Origin of the sequence: Pectobacterium polaris (assembly GCF_002307355.1) — a bacterium.
Classification (GTDB): domain Bacteria; phylum Pseudomonadota; class Gammaproteobacteria; order Enterobacterales; family Enterobacteriaceae; genus Pectobacterium; species Pectobacterium polare.
This window is the reverse complement of the sequence record NZ_CP017481.1, coordinates 556398-572444: the sequence shown is the minus strand read 5'-3', so window position 1 is coordinate 572444 and position 16047 is coordinate 556398. Positions and strand designations below refer to the sequence as shown.

Below are 16047 nucleotides of genomic sequence, written 5' to 3'. Positions count from 1 at the left end.
AAAGGGATCTCAATCCGGATTTTAAGGGATACAATCGATTCAGTCACTTTGAACTCATGCTTAGAGAGAAAGTCGCATTATGAAAAATATTAATCCAAGCCAAACTGCCGCCTGGCAGGCATTACAACACCATTTTGACGCGATGAAAGACGTGCAAATCAGCGAGCTGTTTGCACAAGATAGCGATCGTTTCGCGCATTTTTCCGCGACGTTCGACGATCAGATGCTGGTGGATTACTCCAAAAACCGCATCACGGTAGAAACGATGGAAAAACTGCACGCGCTGGCACGAGAAACCGACCTGTCTGCGGCGATTCAGTCCATGTTTGCTGGCGAGAAAATCAACCGCACGGAAGATCGCGCCGTTCTGCACGTTGCCCTGCGTAACCGCAGCAACACACCGATTTTGGTGGATGGCAAAGATGTGATGCCGGAAGTCAACGCGGTGCTGGCGAAGATGAAGGATTTCAGCGAACGCGTGATTGGCGGTGAGTGGAAAGGCTATACCGGCAAAACAATTACCGACGTGGTTAACATCGGTATCGGCGGCTCCGATCTCGGCCCGTTCATGGTAACGGAAGCGCTGAAGCCGTATAAAAATCACCTCAACATGCACTTTGTCTCTAACGTTGACGGCACGCACATCGCTGAAACGTTGAAGCCGCTGAACCCAGAAACCACGCTGTTCCTCGTTGCGTCGAAAACCTTCACCACGCAGGAAACCATGACCAACGCGCACAGCGCTCGCGACTGGTTCCTGAAAACGGCGCAGGACGATAAGCATGTTGCCAAGCACTTTGCCGCGTTGTCTACCAACGCGAAAGCCGTCGGTGAATTTGGTATCGATACCGACAACATGTTCGAATTCTGGGACTGGGTTGGCGGACGCTACTCTCTGTGGTCGGCGATTGGGCTGTCGATCATTCTCTCTTTGGGCTTTGATAACTTTGAAAAATTGCTCAGCGGCGCGCACGCGATGGACAAGCACTTTGCTTCCACGCCAGCGGAGAAAAACTTGCCTGTGCTGCTGGCGCTGATCGGCATTTGGTACAACAATTTCTTCGGTGCCGAAACTGAAGCGATTCTGCCGTATGACCAATACATGCACCGTTTTGCCGCCTATTTCCAACAGGGAAATATGGAATCCAACGGGAAATCGGCCGATCGCAACGGCAATCCTGTGGATTACCAGACTGGACCGATTATTTGGGGTGAACCGGGTACGAACGGCCAGCATGCTTTCTACCAGTTGATCCATCAGGGTACCAAGCTGGTTCCGTGTGATTTCATTGCGCCGGCGGTTAGCCATAACCCATTGAGCGATCACCACAGCAAGCTGCTGTCTAACTTCTTTGCACAGACGGAAGCGCTGGCGTTCGGTAAGAGCCGTGAGGTGGTAGAAGCCGAATTTGCGGCAGCAGGAAAAAGTCCAAAAGAGGTGGAACACGTCGCGCCGTTTAAAGTATTCGAAGGCAATCGCCCGACCAACTCTATCCTGCTGCGCGAAATCACCCCGTACAGCCTGGGAGCGCTGATTGCGCTGTATGAGCACAAGATCTTCACTCAGGGCGCGATCCTGAACATCTTCACATTCGATCAGTGGGGCGTGGAGTTAGGGAAACAACTGGCAAACCGCATTCTGCCAGAGCTGGAAAATGACAGTACGATCGACAGCCATGACAGTTCTACCAACGGACTGATCAACCGCTTCAAGGCGTGGCGTAACTAATCGGGCCTGTGCCCTTTGGTTTTTCAATCGCAAGGAGTAAGACATGCAGGTTCGTATTTTGTTGGGGCTATCAGCCGCCGTTTTGTTGGCGGGGTGCAGCAGCACCAGTCAACTCAGTGCTGCTGGGCAAGCCGTGGCGTTCACGGATACCAAACCAGGAAGCGAGTGTCAGCTATTAGGGCAAGCCAGCGGTAGCCAGTCTAACTGGCTGGCGGGAAACCATAGCGACGGCAGTTCTATGCGCAGTGCGGCAAACGATCTGCGCAATAAAGCGGCGGCGATGGGAGGCAATACCATCTATGGCACAACCAGTTCGAGCGAAACCTTCTGGTCAAGCTTTGCACCGCTAGATAGCAAGATGAACGGCAGCGTCTACAAATGTCCTTAAGCTAGAGAAAAACCCGGTGAGAGTGGAGAAATCCGCTCTCACCGCATTATTCACTCACTCGGTCGCTCAACGTAATAGATCGGCATCGTCCTGATGCTGCTTCATCCCTAAATCCAGCGGCGTTTTGCTGGCTTCCCCACCGATTTCCCGTGCCAGACGCGGCACCAGATAGCCGGATACCTTCTTCAGCAGCGCTTTAACTAAGACGCGTGCCTCGTTGTCATCTACCAGAAAATGCGCGGCACCCTGAACCTTATCCAGTACGTGCAGGTAATAAGGCAGAATTCCTGCGTCAAATAGCGCATTACTGAGCCGGGCGAGCGTCTCTGCGCTGTCATTCACCCCGCGCAGCAGCACGCTTTGGTTGAGCAGCGTCACGCCCGCACGGCGCAAGCGTGCCATACTTTGTGTTAAATCAGGATCAATTTCCTGCGGATGGTTAATATGCGTTACCAGCAACACCTGAAGCGAACTGCGCGACAGGCGATCGCACAGCGCGTCGGTAATACGTGCAGGGATAACCACCGGCAAGCGGCTGTGAATGCGTAGACGTTTCAGATGTGGGATGTGTTCCAGTTCGGTGATCAGCCAGTCCAGCTCGTGGTCTTTAGCCATCAGCGGGTCGCCACCGGAAAAAATAATTTCATCCAGTTCTGGGTGCTGGCGGATATAATCCAGCGCCTGACGCCAGTTTGCCTTGTTGCCCTGATTATCCTGATAGGGGAAATGGCGGCGGAAGCAGTAGCGGCAGTTTACCGCACAGCCGCCTTTAACCAGCAGCAGAGCACGGTTGTGATATTTGTGTAGTAGCCCCGGCACGACGCTGTGTTGCTCATCAAGCGGGTCATGAGTGAAGCCTGGGGTGGCGATAAACTCCTCACGCGCGGTCAATACCTGTAGCAGCAACGGATCGTCAGGATTGCCTTTTTGCATCCGTGCAGCGAATGCTCGCGGTACACGCAGCGCAAAAAGCCTGCGCGCATCACTGCCTTGCCGAAGTTTAGCGTGATCGTTCAGTGCCAAAAGTTGCAGTAATTCATCAGGATCGGTAATTACGTCTGCAAGTTGCTGCAACCAATCTTCTCTGGAAGGTATATTTAGGGTTACAATGTGTGCCATTTTTTGGCTTCGTACCAGTATTAAAATTATAGAGGGCCTTTATGGCGACTTATTCTAGCAACGATTTCCGTTCCGGTCTTAAAATCATATTCGAAGGCGAACCGTATGCCGTCGAATCCAGTGAGTTTGTTAAGCCGGGTAAAGGCCAGGCTTTTGCTCGCGTAAAAATGCGTCGCCTGTTGACGGGCTCTCGCGTTGAAAAAACCTTCAAGTCTACCGATTCTGCAGAAGGCGCAGACGTCGTCGATACCAACATGAACTACCTGTACAACGACGGTGAGTTCTACCACTTCATGCACCCTGAGACGTTTGAACAGCATCAGGTTGAAGAGAAGACCGTTGGTGACGCCGCAAAATGGCTGCAAGACAACGCAGAATGTATCGTTACTCTGTGGAACGGTAGCCCAATCACCGTTCAGCCACCGAATTTCATCGAAGCTGAAATCACCGATACCGATCCAGGCCTGAAAGGCGATACTGCCGGTACGGGTGGTAAGCCAGCAACGCTGAGCACTGGCGCAGTCGTTAAAGTGCCATTGTTCGTGCAGATCGGCGAAGTTGTCAAAGTTGACACCCGTTCTGGCGAATACGTATCACGCGTTAAGTAATTAATGCGAAAAAGGTCGCCTTCTGTGAGGGCGGCCTTTTTAATTCATTTTTTCCTCACTCAAGTCTTCCCCTGCTTTGCTCCTCGTCCGAAAAAACCTCCACAAGAATTAAAATTGGCTACGCTTAAAAAGCAGTCACTTTCGTACCGTTGAAATCCTACTCTCATAAAGAAGGAACCGAGTATGTTGAAGAAAGCTTTTGTTGCCATTTTCTCTCTGGTTATTCTCTCTGCGGTGGTTGGGTGCAATACCACCCGAGGCGTTGGGCAAGATGTTGAAGCGGGTGGGAAGGCCATTCAGCGCAGCGCCCAATAGATAACGTAGGAAATAAGTCGTAATAACTTTTCCGAGTGGAAGAAAATGCCGTTTATGGTGTTTTCTTCCCCACGGCGAGATAATGTGAAAGTGGATCACTCGGAGAAGTAATAATGTCGCCTCTTTTCATTACTGTCGGCATGCTGACGTTGAGTAATATATTTATGACGTTCGCCTGGTATGGGCATCTACGCTATTTCAGTGGCCGAACCTGGATAATTGCTGCGTTGATCAGTTGGGGTATCGCATTATTTGAATACCTTCTACAGGTGCCGGCCAATCGGATTGGTTATCAGGTTGCCTCTGCCGGTCAATTGAAAATATTGCAGGAAGTGATCAGCCTTTCCGTATTTATCCCTTTCTCCATGTTCATTTTAAAAGAACCGTTCCGCACCGATTATATTTGGGCGGGGCTGTGCCTGCTGGGCGCGGTTTTCTTTATGTTTCGCGATAAGATTATGGGATAACGCATACCCGTCATACTTCAAGCTGCTTGTGCGTTGGCCGCCCTTACTCACCCCAGTCACTTACCTGAGTAAGCTCCTGGGGATTCTCGCAGTTGCCGCCTTCACGCAACTCGAATTATTTAGGGTATAGACGTTTCATCTTCGTGTTGTGGTCAACATGCTTAGATTACTGATTGACCCAGATAAGCGCTTCTGTCGGGAAGCCGTAGCGTTTGGCTGTGGCGACCAGTTTGTCGCGTGTCGTAGCATCTAACGTTGGCGTGCGTGAGAGAATCCACAGGTAGTCGCGGTTCGGCCCGCAAATCAGGGCGTAACGGTAGTCGTCGTCCAGTTCAATAATGTTGTAACCGCCATAGAACGGCCCGAAGAACGACACTTTTAGTGCGCCCTGCTGGGGCGAACCCGTGAAATACGCTTTCCCGATGCTCTCTTTCCATTCCTGTTTTTCGACGTTAAAGCCACGATTGATCACCTTGATTCCGCCGTCATCCCGCGGGCTGTAGGTTGCCGTCACGCGTTCCATATTGCGTTCAAAGCGGTGGTCGAGACGGGCGATCTCATACCATGTGCCGAGGTAACGATTGACGTCAAAATTTTCCACGACGGTGACGTTATCGGGCGGCGTTACGCTACAGGCGACAGAAAAGAGTGCTATCAGCGCGGCAATGCACGCTTTCCCACGTCGTCTGATTTTGAAGAGAAGGCTTTTGAATAACGTGGTGTTAAAGCGAATAGCGTTAAAGGGCATCATATTGACATCTCATCGTTTTCATCTTTGTTCCAGTGTAGACGATGGATGTGGTCAGGCGGGGAAATAATACGGCCTGCAATATCGTGCAGGCCGTTAAGTACAGATTCACATCTACAGCGTTGTCTCTACAGTGTAACAACACCGATGACGGTAACCACACTCAGGATGGTTGCCAGACCGTAGAACACCCATTTCCCGGCAGGGACGTGGATTTTCAGGTCATGCATCGCGTGGTGGATACGGTGTAGGCCACACCAGAGCGGCAATACAATCATCAGCAGTAAAAAGACGCGGCCGATAAAGCTCTGGCTGAACGCGGCGATGCGCTCATAGGTTAACGCGTCTGGGAACAAGCCCAGAGGCAGCATCACCCCGACCAGCAGAATGATCACCGGGGCGAAGAACGCGCTCCACATCCCACCGGCGCCGAACAGGCCCCAGAAAGGCGGTTCGTCAGAACGTTTTGGCGTTGGGTTAATCACGTTATTTCTCCTGTTCAGAATAGTAAGGCGATCGCCAGAACGGCTACGGTTACCACCACGGTGACAGCCCACAGCCCTTTAATGATCGGCTCTGGCCCCATTTTTTCATCTTTAATCACGATGATGCTGGCCTTCGGTGCCAGTTCAAACCAGGTTTTGGTATGCAGCGCGGCAGCAAGCAGAGCAACGATATTGATCAGCAGCACCAGTGGGTTTTGCAGGAAGCTGACGAAGCCTGCCCAGCCTTCTGGCCCGTTTTTCAGCGCGAAAACGCCGAACATCAGTACGATGCTGAACCAGACGGCAGGGACGGCAGTCCCTTCACGCACCATATAAAAGCGGTAGAACCCCAGCTTTTTCCACCAGGTCGGCGACATACCGCGAACATACGCTTTACGTTTAGATGTCATCATTGTCCCTCCCTTATTGTGGTTTCAGCATGGCGATCATGAAGTCTTTCGCGCTTTCGACTTTGCCTTGCTGGATAGCCGCGGCAGGGTCGACGTGCTTCGGACACACTTCTGAGCAGTAGCCCACAAACGTACAGCTCCAGACGCCGTTATTCCCGTTCAACTGCGCCATACGCTCTTTCTTGCCGTGATCGCGGTTGTCCAGGTTATAACGGTGCGCCAGCGTAATCGCCGCCGGGCCGATGAACTCAGGGTTCAGGCCGAATTGCGGACATGCCGCATAGCACAGACCACAGTTAATACAGCCGGAGAACTGGTGATACTTCGCCATTTGCGCCGGAGTCTGCTTGTTCGGGCCATCAGCAGGTTTACGATCGTTGCCGATGATATACGGCTTGATGGCTTCCAGACTCTCGATGAAGTGGGTCATATCGACCACTAAATCGCGCTCGATAGGGAAGTTGCCCAGCGCTTCGACCTTCAGACCGTTCGTGTATTCACGCAGAAAGGTTTTACAGGCCAGTTTAGGGACGTTATTCACCATCATGCCGCAGGAACCACAGATTGCCATACGGCAGGACCAGCGGTAGGAGAGGTCCGGTGCCAGGTTATCTTTGATGTAACCCAGCGCATCCAGCAGGGACGTCTGCGTGTTGTACGGAACATCGAACGCTTCAAAATACGGTTCGCTGTCCTGTTCAGGGTTATAGCGCATGACTTCCATTTTCAGGGTTTTGATCATCTCAGCCATTCGCCTGCTCCTTCTTGCTGCCTTCCTGCGCATCACCTTCTGCACCGTATACGCGCTTGGCCGGTGGAAGTTTGGTAATTTTCACATCGCTATACTCCAGACGAGGTACGCCTTCCGGGTTATAGAACGCCAGCGTATGCTTCAGGAAGTTAACGTCATCACGTTCGGTGCAACCGTCATCCAGACGCTGGTGGGCGCCGCGAGATTCTTTACGGTTGATCGCCGAGTGCGCCATACATTCCGCAACATCCAGGCTATGGCCCAGCTCAACGGTGTACAGCAGGTCGGTGTTGAACACGCTGGAGCGGTCGGTGATTTTCACGCGTTTGAAGCGTTCTTTCAGCTCAGCCATCTTATCGACGGTTTTCTGCATCAGATCGGTGGTGCGGTAAATACCACAGCCTTCTTCCATCGACATGCCCATTTCGTCGCGGATTTTCGCCCAGCTTTCGGTGCCTTCCTGATTCATCAGGTCATGCAGGCGTTGTTCGATGTCGCGCGTTTGTGCATCCAGCGCCGTGCCGTTGGCCGGTGCCGCAGCCTGTGCGCGCTGTACGGCGTGTTCACCTGCAACGCGACCGAAGACCACCAGTTCGGCCAGCGAGTTGGAACCGAGACGGTTCGCGCCGTGCAGACCAACCGAGGAACATTCGCCGACGGCGAACAGACCTTTGATGCGGGTTTCGCAGTTCTGATCGGTTTCAATGCCGCCCATCGTGTAGTGCGCAGTAGGACGGATAGGAATCGGCTCTTTCACCGGATCGACGCCGACATAGGCTTTTGCCAGTTCGCAGATGAACGGCAGACGTTCCTGCAGTTTCTTCTCGCCGAGGTGGCGCAGATCGAGGTAAACCACATCGCCCAACGGGGTTGAGACAGTGCGGCCTGCGCGCCATTCGTGCCAGAATGCCTGCGAGACTTTATCGCGCGGCCCCAACTCCATGTATTTGTTTTTCGGTTCTCCGAGCGGCGTTTCCGGGCCCATGCCGTAGTCTTGCAGATAGCGGTAGCCATCTTTGTTGACCATGATGCCGCCTTCGCCACGACAGCCTTCGGTCATCAGGATTCCTGAGCCGGGCAAGCCGGTCGGGTGATATTGAACGAATTCCATATCACGCAGCGGGACGCCGTGGCGGAACGCCATGCCCATGCCGTCGCCTGTGACGATGCCGCCGTTGGTGTTGTAACGGTACACGCGACCTGCGCCACCTGTTGCCAGCACCACGGCGTTAGCGCGGATCTGAATCAGCGAACCTTCCATCATATTGATGGCAACGAGGCCGCGCGCCTGGCCGTCATCGACCAGAACGTCGAGGACAAAGTGCTCGTCGAAGCGTTGGATTTGCGGATATTTAAGGGAAGTTTGGAACAGGGTATGCAACATGTGGAAGCCGGTCTTATCGGCGGCAAACCAGGTGCGTTCGATCTTCATCCCGCCAAAGCGGCGAACGTTGACAGAACCATCCGGTTTACGGCTCCAGGGGCAGCCCCACTGTTCCAGTTGAATCATCTCTTCCGGGCAGCGCTTGACGAAGTGCTCAACAACGTCTTGTTCACACAGCCAGTCGCCACCAGACACGGTGTCATTGAAGTGATAATCGAAGCTATCGTGTTCCTGAGTCACTGCGGCTGACCCACCTTCTGCCGCCACGGTATGGCTACGCATTGGGTAGACTTTTGAGATCAGCGCAATTTTCAGTTGAGGGTTGGCTTCCGCGGCAGCAATTGCTGCTCGTAGGCCAGCGCCTCCAGCCCCGATAATGGCTAAATCGGCGTTAAAGGTTTGCAATGCATTCCTCCAGTTACTTAAGTTAATTAAGTTAAAATAAAAAAATAATATCTATTCGTTTCTGTCTTTATATCCGAGCTTAATATCAAACCCGCTGAAAATTATGTGATAGATGTATAAAGAATAGATAAACCTATAATTTTTGTGTGGGAATGATTATACCGAATTATGGGTAGATGAAATTTGATGTGATCCTGCATTTTGCGGTTTTTTCAGTGGGTCGCGTATTTATTGATAAAAACGTGATCGAAAGACTTATTTAGGGGGGAATAATGCTTTTATTTCTTTAATAACCCTTTTGAGGTGGATATAAGAAAATGATCCACTGGATATAATTTACGGCTGCTATCTTGATCGCTCCCTCCTGGAGGGTAGAGCAGCATTGCTGAAAAGCGCGTCTGGCCTTTTTTCCGCTGGAAATTTGGGCTGATGCGGGTAGACTGCACCCCCTGTTTGACTTTGGAGTAAGAACCATGAGCGAGACGACAAGTTGGCAACCTAGTGCTTCTGTCGCTAATTTGTTGAAACGAGCGTCGATCATTGCTGCTGTCCGACGTTTCTTCACCGATCGTGGTGTACTGGAGGTCGAAACGCCCGCGATGAGCCAGGCTACGGTAACGGATATTTTCTTATACCCGTTCCAGACCCGCTTCGTTGGCCCCGGTGCTGCGGATGGCATGACGCTGTATTTGATGACCAGCCCGGAATACCACATGAAGCGTCTGCTGGCTGCCGGTAGTGGACCGATTTTTCAGCTGGGCCGCAGTTTCCGTAATGAAGAATCAGGCCGACACCACAACCCTGAATTCACGATGCTGGAATGGTATCGCCCTCACTATGATATGTACCGCCTGATGAATGAGGTCGATGACCTGTTGCAGCAGGTACTGGATTGTGAAAGCGCGGAAATGCTCTCCTATCAGCAGGCGTTTTTACGCCATCTGGAGATCGACCCTCTGTCTGTTGATAAAGCGCAGCTGCGCGAAGCAGCAGAAAAACTCGGGCTGGGCGATATCGCCTGCCGTGAAGACGATCGCGATTCGCTGGTGCAGATGCTGTTCACCTTTGGCGTTGAGCCGCATATCGGGCGTGACAAACCCGCGTTTGTCTACCATTTCCCGGCAACCCAGGCCTCGCTGGCCGAGATCAGTTCGGAAGACCATCGCGTCGCCGAGCGTTTTGAAGTCTATTTCAAGGGGATCGAGCTGGCGAACGGCTTCCGTGAATTGACTGATGCCGATGAGCAACGTCAGCGCTTCGAGCAGGATAACCGCAAGCGTGCCTCGCGTGGTCTGCCACAGCAGCCGATTGATGAAAACCTGCTGGCGGCGCTGAAACACGGTCTGCCGGAGTGTGCTGGTGTGGCGTTAGGTGTGGATCGTTTGATCATGCTGGCGCTGAATGCCGAGAGGCTGAGTGATGTGATCGCGTTCTCCGTCGATCGCGCGTAATCCGTTTGAAGTAGGGCGGGGCCAGATCTGGCCGCCGCCCGTTTTCCCTTCTTATAAGCTGCCCGGCGTCCGCTGCCGTGGCGTCAGCGTTTTTCCACTGCGCGACAGATTGTCCATTTTCACCTGGAACGGAGGGAAAGGAAGCTCCAGATTGTGTTTGCGGTAGTTTTCCAGAATCAGCTGATGCAGTTCGTGGCGCAGCGGCATACGGTGACCCATTTCGGCGGCGAACACGCGCAGCTCGAAAATCTGAATCCCCTGTTGCAGGTCAACGAGGAAGGCTTCGGGCTCTGGCGTGTCCAGAATCAGTGAACAACGCTTCACTGCGTCCATCAGCAGTTCCGTAACTTCCTGACTGTTCGCGTTCGCCGGAGCTGGCACCGTCATCACCACACGCGTGACCGAATCCGACAGCGACCAGTTGATAAACTGCTCGGTGATAAATGCCTTGTTCGGCACGATGATCTCTTTGCGATCCCAGTCGGAAATGGTGGTGGCGCGGGTATTAATACGCATGACGCTACCCGTGAGATCGCGGATCGTTACCGTATCGCCGATGCGGATCGGTTTCTCAAACAGGATGATCAGGCCAGAGATAAAGTTGGCGAAGATCTCCTGCAAGCCAAACCCGAGCCCTACACCCAGTGCGGCAACCAGCCATTGCAGTTTCGACCATTCGATCCCGATCAACGAGAAGCCCATCAGACAGCCGATCAGCATCAGAATATATTTGCTGATGGTGGTAATGGCGTAGCCGCTGCCCGGCGACAGATCCAAATGCTGTAGGATCGCCAGCTCCAGCAGGGCGGGTAGGTTACGTACCAGCTGTGCGGTAATAATGAAGATCAGAATCGCGATCAGCACCGATCCCAGCGTAATCGCCTGCACGCTTTCCACGCCTTTGACTGTGCTGGAGACATCCCACAGGCTGATATTTTCCAGGAATGCGAAAGCAGAATGAATTTCCGACCACAGCGCGATAACGGAAACCAGCGCAATCAACGTCAGAATGGAGCGTACCAGCTGCAAGGATTTGGCGCTGATGGCATCCAGATCGACGACGGGTTCTTCTACCGCTTCCGAACTACTTTCATGGGACGACGCAGACGTCGTGTCTTCTTCACCTTTGGCACGCTGCGCCAGAATTTCCGAACGTCGCTGTTTGGCGCGATCGAAGGCTATGCGGCGACGCTGAATCAGCATCCAACGGCGAATAATGTGGTAAACCACCAGTAGGAAGAACCAGATAGAGACGGAGGTTTCCAGACGGGCCAGCAGCGCCTGTGCGGTCGCCAGATAGCCGATGCAGGAGGCCAGCGCGGCAACGAGCGGCATAGCGATCAGGATGTTCCACATCGCACGGTTAACGGAGTTTTCCCCTGAGCCTTCTTTATCAAGATGCAGCGGGATACCAGCGCGTTTTAGCCCAGCGGTGACCAAACTCAACGCCATACAGAGCAGGATGAAGCAGAGCCGCCCCAGCGTGCTGGAAAACTCGCGATCGTTGAGTTTATCGAACGTAATCAGCGCCATAATCAGCGGCACGATAAAGGCGATGGAGAGGCGATAGTAGCGCATCGCTCTGGCTACGTGCTCCGGCGACCAGCGGAAGTGGACAATGAACAGCCCCTGCGGATGCGAGAATGAGGCGCTGATCATCACCAGCCACATCAACGGCACGGTAGCGGTCACGCTGTCGCCGATAGCGACGGCAATCGGATAAGGCCAGGCGTTTTGTAGCCCGTATCCCAGCGCGGCCCAGAGCACTGGCAGCGGCAGGGCGGTAAGGATGGACCAGAACACGGTACGCAGCGTCAGCATAAAGTGATCGAGTGTGACCTTACCGACGCGGCTGCTGGCACGCTCCATAAACGCATGATAGTGACGACGAGAGCTGATACTAAAGCCAACCAGCAGCAGTGCGCCCAGCAGCGGCAGCACGGTTTCCTGACTGGTCACCATCATCACCAGCGCGCTACCCAGCTGCGTCAGCGTATCTAATGACAGCAGGCGCGTCAGATCCTGTACCAGTTTGAGCGGATAAGCGAACGTCACTGGCTCGACATCCGCAACCCAGAACAGGTCACGATGAGCCGCTTCCCGTGTTTCGGTTAGTGCATCCGACAGCTGGTTATTGGCGACTTTGAGTTTGGTTAACTCCAGTATTTGCGAATCACAGCCGGAGATCAGTGAGGTCAGCAGGTCGCGCTGGGTTCGCATCTGGTCGGCCAGAATACGCTGCTGTTCGTTGGTCAGCGGATCGCCGTTATCCTGTTTGGCGTTATCAGGCTCCTGCGGTTTGTTGATCAGATCTTCAAAGTGCAGGCGCTGTACGCGCAGCTGTGCCATGTCGCTATCTAGCAACTGAGGCTTGGGCATTTCCGGCAGGCGGGCGATCTGTGCCCGTAAGGTTTCACCCAATATCGGTGAAACACCGAGCCACTGTGCCTGTTCGCGAATGGTGCTCAGCGCCTGACGAACCTGAATGGTGTGCGTGGCAGCCTGACGCTGCTGAGAAGCTATGAGGTCCATCCGCTGTGCTTGCTGGTTCAGCGCGACGGAGAGCTCGCGGTTAACCTGTAGCTGCTTGCTGATGACGCTAGGTAAATCGCCACTTTGTTCGGCGAGCAGCTCTGTGCGCTCTAATGCCTGTTCGGCTTCGCGCTGGCGCAGGTTGTTGAGTCTGCTGCGTAAATCCTGTTGCAGCAGATCCATCCTGTCGTAGCGCTTTTTATACAGTTCGACACGTAACCGGGACAGCTCCTGACGATTGCTGGCTGACAGCTGTGCCAGCTCCAGTTCGTCCACCCGGCTTTTGCGCAGGGCAGATTCGGCCTGAAGCGCGACGAGTTGCGCTTGCCCCAGCGGGGTAGCAGGCGTACCGAGAGACTGAATACGGCGTTCCGCATCGTTTTGCATGCGGCTGGCTTCAGTTTGCTGCTGCGGAAGCTGGCTCAGTGAGTCGCTGATTTCACGCAGCCGATCCTGTTCCTGCTGGAGCTGGCGGGCCTGTTCCAACAGCTGGCTGCTGGTTTGCAGTAACTGCTGTTCGAGATCGTTGCTGGAGAGACTTTCTGAAATAGACGACGATTTGCCGTCTTCGGCATTAAGCTGGCGACGCAGCTCTTGAACCAGCTTAGGGAAATCATCAATGACGCGCTGATACTGTGTGGCGCGCTCCAGTGACTCTTTGCGGTCCTGCAGGGTGTTCAGTGCAGCCTGATATTCTTCAACGACTTTCGCCTGATCGGCTGCACCTTTGTTGGCTTCCGCCTGCTGTAGCTGCTGGCGTAACTGCGCCTCATTGGGCGCAGTGGCAGCCAACGCGGCAGTTGATAATAAACATCCCAAAAGAAAAGTCAGAATCAGACGCACGTTAGCTACCTTATTACAAACAACACTCTTACAAGCGACTAAAGTCGGACGTTATTTACGGCGCGTCGGGTTTGTGGCCCGTCTGGCCGGCTGCATCAGCCGCGGGATTTTGTCCCTCAACCTGAGCTGGCTCAGATGTTACAGCGGCAGGCGACAGTGCGGCGTCGTTGGCTTCCAGTTCGGTTCCTTCCGGGAAGACAACAGGCGCTTGCTCATCCTGACGGACTTCGGCAAACGGTTCGCCCATACGCGTCACGCTCATGGTATTCAGGTGTGCGGCAAACTGGAGATTATTGCCGGCAGCAAACAGGTTAATCACGGTTGAGCCGAGCTTGAAGCGACCCATTTCCTCGCCTTTCGCCAGCACGACTGCACCTTCTTCACCCGCCTGCGGGTAAGTCCAACGCTTGATGATGCCTTCACGCGGTGGCGTCACCACGCCGGACCACACGGTTTCGATGCTGCCGACAATGGTCGCACCGACCAGAATCTGTGCCAATGGGCCGAATTCAGTATCAAACAGGCAAATGACGCGTTCGTTACGCGCAAACAGATTCGGCACGTTATCGGCCGTCAGCAGATTGACAGAGAACAGGTCACCCGGCACATAAATCATCTCGCGCAGCACGCCGTCGCACGGCATGTGGAGGCGGTGATAATCACGTGGAGAAAGATAAATGGTGGCAAACAGGCCGTCGCGGAACAGATCGGCCATCACATAGTTGCCAGCCAGCAACGCTTCCAGCGTGTAGTCGTGATTCTTCGCCTGAATCAGCTTGCCGTCGGTAATGGGGCCAAACTGCGACAGCACGCCGTCAGCGGGCTGCACCAGACGGTGCGCATGAGGATCGACAGGACGAATGCCTTGGCGCAGAGGGCGAACGAAAAATTCGTTAAACGTGCGGTAGGAGGCGGTATCCGGCTGCTGCGCTTCCTGCATGTTGACGTTGTATTGGCGGACAAACAGATCGATCACCAGCTTGGTGAGTTTTCCTGCACGCTTATTTGCTCCCCAGCCCGCTAAGCGGGTCAGCCAGATCTTGGGAAGCCAATACTGTAATTTGATTTTGATATTATCCAGCACTGTGAGCCTCTTGGATTAATAGTGCGCCATAAAACAAGCTTTCTGGGGGAACGCGCTTAGCTTAGTGCTGTCAGCGGTAGCCCAGAGAGAATAAGCGGATTCACTTATCCTCAAAGGGGGCGCATTGTAGCGACGGTTATGATAAATGTCAGTTATCTGTATCCGAAAAGCCTTTACGCGTTTTTACTTGCGCCATGCTTTCCAGAATCCGGTGATAGTTATCAAAGCGCTCTGTGGCAATCTCTCCGCGCGCAAGTGCGGCATTGATCGCACAGCCTGGATCGTTTTCATGTTTACAGTCGCGGAACTTACACGAGCCGATGTGTTTACGTAACTCAATGAAACCACTCGTCACCTGTTCAGGCTCCAGATGCCACAGACCAAATTCACGCACGCCCGGTGAGTCGATCACGTCGCCGCCGTGCGGGAAGTGATAAAGCCGGGAGGCGGTGGTGGTGTGTTGCCCCAATCCTGAGTTATCAGACACCTCATTTACCAGAATGCGTTCTTCACCCAGTGCAAGCAGCGCGTTAAGCAGGCTGGATTTCCCGACACCTGACTGTCCGGCGAAAATACTGATACGGTCAGTGAGTGCCTGTTCCAGTTCAGGGATACCCTGTTGAGTATGGCTGGAAACCATCAGCACGCGATAGTCGAGGGCGCGGTAGATATCCATTTGTTTATCAACAAACTGGCGGGATTTGTCATCCAGCAGGTCAATTTTGTTCAGCACGATCAGCGGATCGATCTCCAGCGTTTCGCAGGCGACCAGATAGCGATCGATAATGTTCAGCGACAGCTCAGGTAAGATCGCCGAGACGATCACGATCTGATCGATATTGGCGGCGATCGGTTTAATGCCATCGTAATAGTCGGGGCGAGTCAGGACGGAATGGCGGGGGTGAACGGCTTCCACGATCCCGCTGATGCCAGCGAGTGATTCATGGCCGGGGCGCCAGACGACGCGGTCGCCCGTGACCAGCGATGAAATGGTCCGACGAATGTTGCAGCGGTGCACCACGCCATCGGCGGCTTCCACATCGGCGTGCATACCGAATCGGCTGATGATAATGCCTTCCTGCGCATCGCCCAGTTGGCTATCTTCCCATTCGACTTTGCTTTCCGTTTTTTTCAGGCGACGCTGGTGGTTTGCGCTAACCCGACGCTGCTGACCTTTCGACAGTTTCTTTTTGCTCACTGAGCCTCACTTAAGACGATTTATCGTTCACGACAGCGGGTTGTCGCTCGCCGCGTTTGAACGGACTATAATACACCCTATTTGATTTTAATTAACTGATACCACCTTGTCGGTATCAGCATTGAGATTG

At 53.6% G+C, this 16047-nt stretch carries 15 protein-coding genes; 6 read left to right on the top strand and 9 right to left on the bottom strand.

Going from position 1 to position 16047, the window contains the following annotated elements; all coding sequences use genetic code 11:
* The first annotated feature begins 79 nt into the window (after positions 1–79).
* Together pgi and BJJ97_RS02535 are read left to right on the top strand one after the other, a co-directional pair.
* Positions 80–1729 carry a glucose-6-phosphate isomerase gene (gene pgi, locus BJJ97_RS02540; RefSeq protein ID WP_095992983.1) on the top strand — a complete coding sequence of 550 codons (1650 nt, stop codon included), beginning with the start codon at positions 80–82 and terminating at the stop codon, positions 1727–1729.
* A 43-nt stretch (positions 1730–1772) separates the two neighbouring features.
* Positions 1773–2117 (top strand): DUF4156 domain-containing protein, encoded by a 345-nt coding sequence (locus tag BJJ97_RS02535; protein WP_039487234.1) that lies wholly within the window; start codon positions 1773–1775, stop codon positions 2115–2117.
* A 66-nt stretch (positions 2118–2183) separates the two neighbouring features.
* Here the strand turns inward: BJJ97_RS02535 and epmB are convergent, their stop codons facing one another.
* Positions 2184–3236 carry an EF-P beta-lysylation protein EpmB gene (epmB, locus tag BJJ97_RS02530; RefSeq protein WP_095992982.1) on the bottom strand — a complete coding sequence of 351 codons (1053 nt, stop codon included), beginning with the start codon at positions 3234–3236 and terminating at the stop codon, positions 2184–2186.
* 41 nt (positions 3237–3277) lie between these two features.
* Between epmB and efp the strand changes: the two genes are divergently transcribed.
* From efp to BJJ97_RS02515, 3 genes are all read left to right on the top strand, one after another.
* The gene (gene efp / locus BJJ97_RS02525; protein WP_039279757.1) at positions 3278–3844 is read left to right on the top strand and encodes an elongation factor P; all 567 of its coding nucleotides are present in this window, start codon (positions 3278–3280) and stop codon (positions 3842–3844) included.
* Positions 3845–4027: 183 nt separating this feature from the next.
* Positions 4028–4159 carry an entericidin A/B family lipoprotein gene (locus BJJ97_RS02520; RefSeq protein ID WP_005972977.1) on the top strand — a complete coding sequence of 44 codons (132 nt, stop codon included), beginning with the start codon at positions 4028–4030 and terminating at the stop codon, positions 4157–4159.
* A gap of 113 nt (positions 4160–4272) precedes the next feature.
* Positions 4273–4626 carry a DMT family protein gene (locus BJJ97_RS02515; protein WP_005972979.1) on the top strand — a complete coding sequence of 118 codons (354 nt, stop codon included), beginning with the start codon at positions 4273–4275 and terminating at the stop codon, positions 4624–4626.
* Between the two features lie 166 nt (positions 4627–4792).
* Here the strand turns inward: BJJ97_RS02515 and BJJ97_RS02510 are convergent, their stop codons facing one another.
* The 5 genes from BJJ97_RS02510 to frdA all read right to left on the bottom strand — a co-directional run bounded on the left by BJJ97_RS02510 (position 4793) and on the right by frdA (position 8809).
* Positions 4793–5377, bottom strand: a complete 585-nt coding sequence (locus tag BJJ97_RS02510; RefSeq protein ID WP_095992981.1) for a lipocalin family protein — start codon at positions 5375–5377, stop codon at positions 4793–4795.
* A 125-nt stretch (positions 5378–5502) separates the two neighbouring features.
* On the bottom strand, positions 5503–5859 hold the full coding sequence (gene frdD / locus BJJ97_RS02505) for a fumarate reductase subunit FrdD (RefSeq protein WP_039487228.1): 357 nt from the start codon (positions 5857–5859) through the stop codon (positions 5503–5505).
* 14 nt (positions 5860–5873) lie between these two features.
* Positions 5874–6269 (bottom strand): fumarate reductase subunit FrdC, encoded by a 396-nt coding sequence (gene frdC, locus BJJ97_RS02500; RefSeq protein WP_039487256.1) that lies wholly within the window; start codon positions 6267–6269, stop codon positions 5874–5876.
* 13 nt (positions 6270–6282) lie between these two features.
* On the bottom strand, positions 6283–7020 hold the full coding sequence (locus tag BJJ97_RS02495; RefSeq protein WP_095700727.1) for a succinate dehydrogenase/fumarate reductase iron-sulfur subunit: 738 nt from the start codon (positions 7018–7020) through the stop codon (positions 6283–6285).
* A complete protein-coding gene (gene frdA, locus BJJ97_RS02490) occupies positions 7013–8809 on the bottom strand; it encodes a fumarate reductase (quinol) flavoprotein subunit (protein ID WP_095992980.1) in 1797 nt (598 codons plus the stop codon). The genes BJJ97_RS02495 and frdA overlap by 8 nt, the downstream gene beginning before the upstream one ends.
* Positions 8810–9282: 473 nt before the next feature.
* Here frdA and epmA point away from each other — a divergent pair, with 473 nt between their 5' ends.
* Positions 9283–10260, top strand: a complete 978-nt coding sequence (gene epmA / locus BJJ97_RS02485; RefSeq protein ID WP_095992979.1) for an elongation factor P--(R)-beta-lysine ligase — start codon at positions 9283–9285, stop codon at positions 10258–10260.
* A 51-nt stretch (positions 10261–10311) separates the two neighbouring features.
* Here epmA and mscM read toward each other — a convergent pair whose 3' ends face one another.
* The 3 genes from mscM to rsgA form a co-directional block, all read right to left on the bottom strand.
* Positions 10312–13635 carry a miniconductance mechanosensitive channel MscM gene (gene mscM, locus BJJ97_RS02480; RefSeq protein WP_095992978.1) on the bottom strand — a complete coding sequence of 1108 codons (3324 nt, stop codon included), beginning with the start codon at positions 13633–13635 and terminating at the stop codon, positions 10312–10314.
* A gap of 55 nt (positions 13636–13690) precedes the next feature.
* A complete protein-coding gene (gene asd / locus BJJ97_RS02475; RefSeq protein ID WP_095700723.1) occupies positions 13691–14719 on the bottom strand; it encodes an archaetidylserine decarboxylase in 1029 nt (342 codons plus the stop codon).
* A 148-nt stretch (positions 14720–14867) separates the two neighbouring features.
* A complete protein-coding gene (gene rsgA, locus BJJ97_RS02470; protein WP_095700722.1) occupies positions 14868–15917 on the bottom strand; it encodes a small ribosomal subunit biogenesis GTPase RsgA in 1050 nt (349 codons plus the stop codon).
* Between the last annotated feature and the right edge of the window lie 130 nt (positions 15918–16047).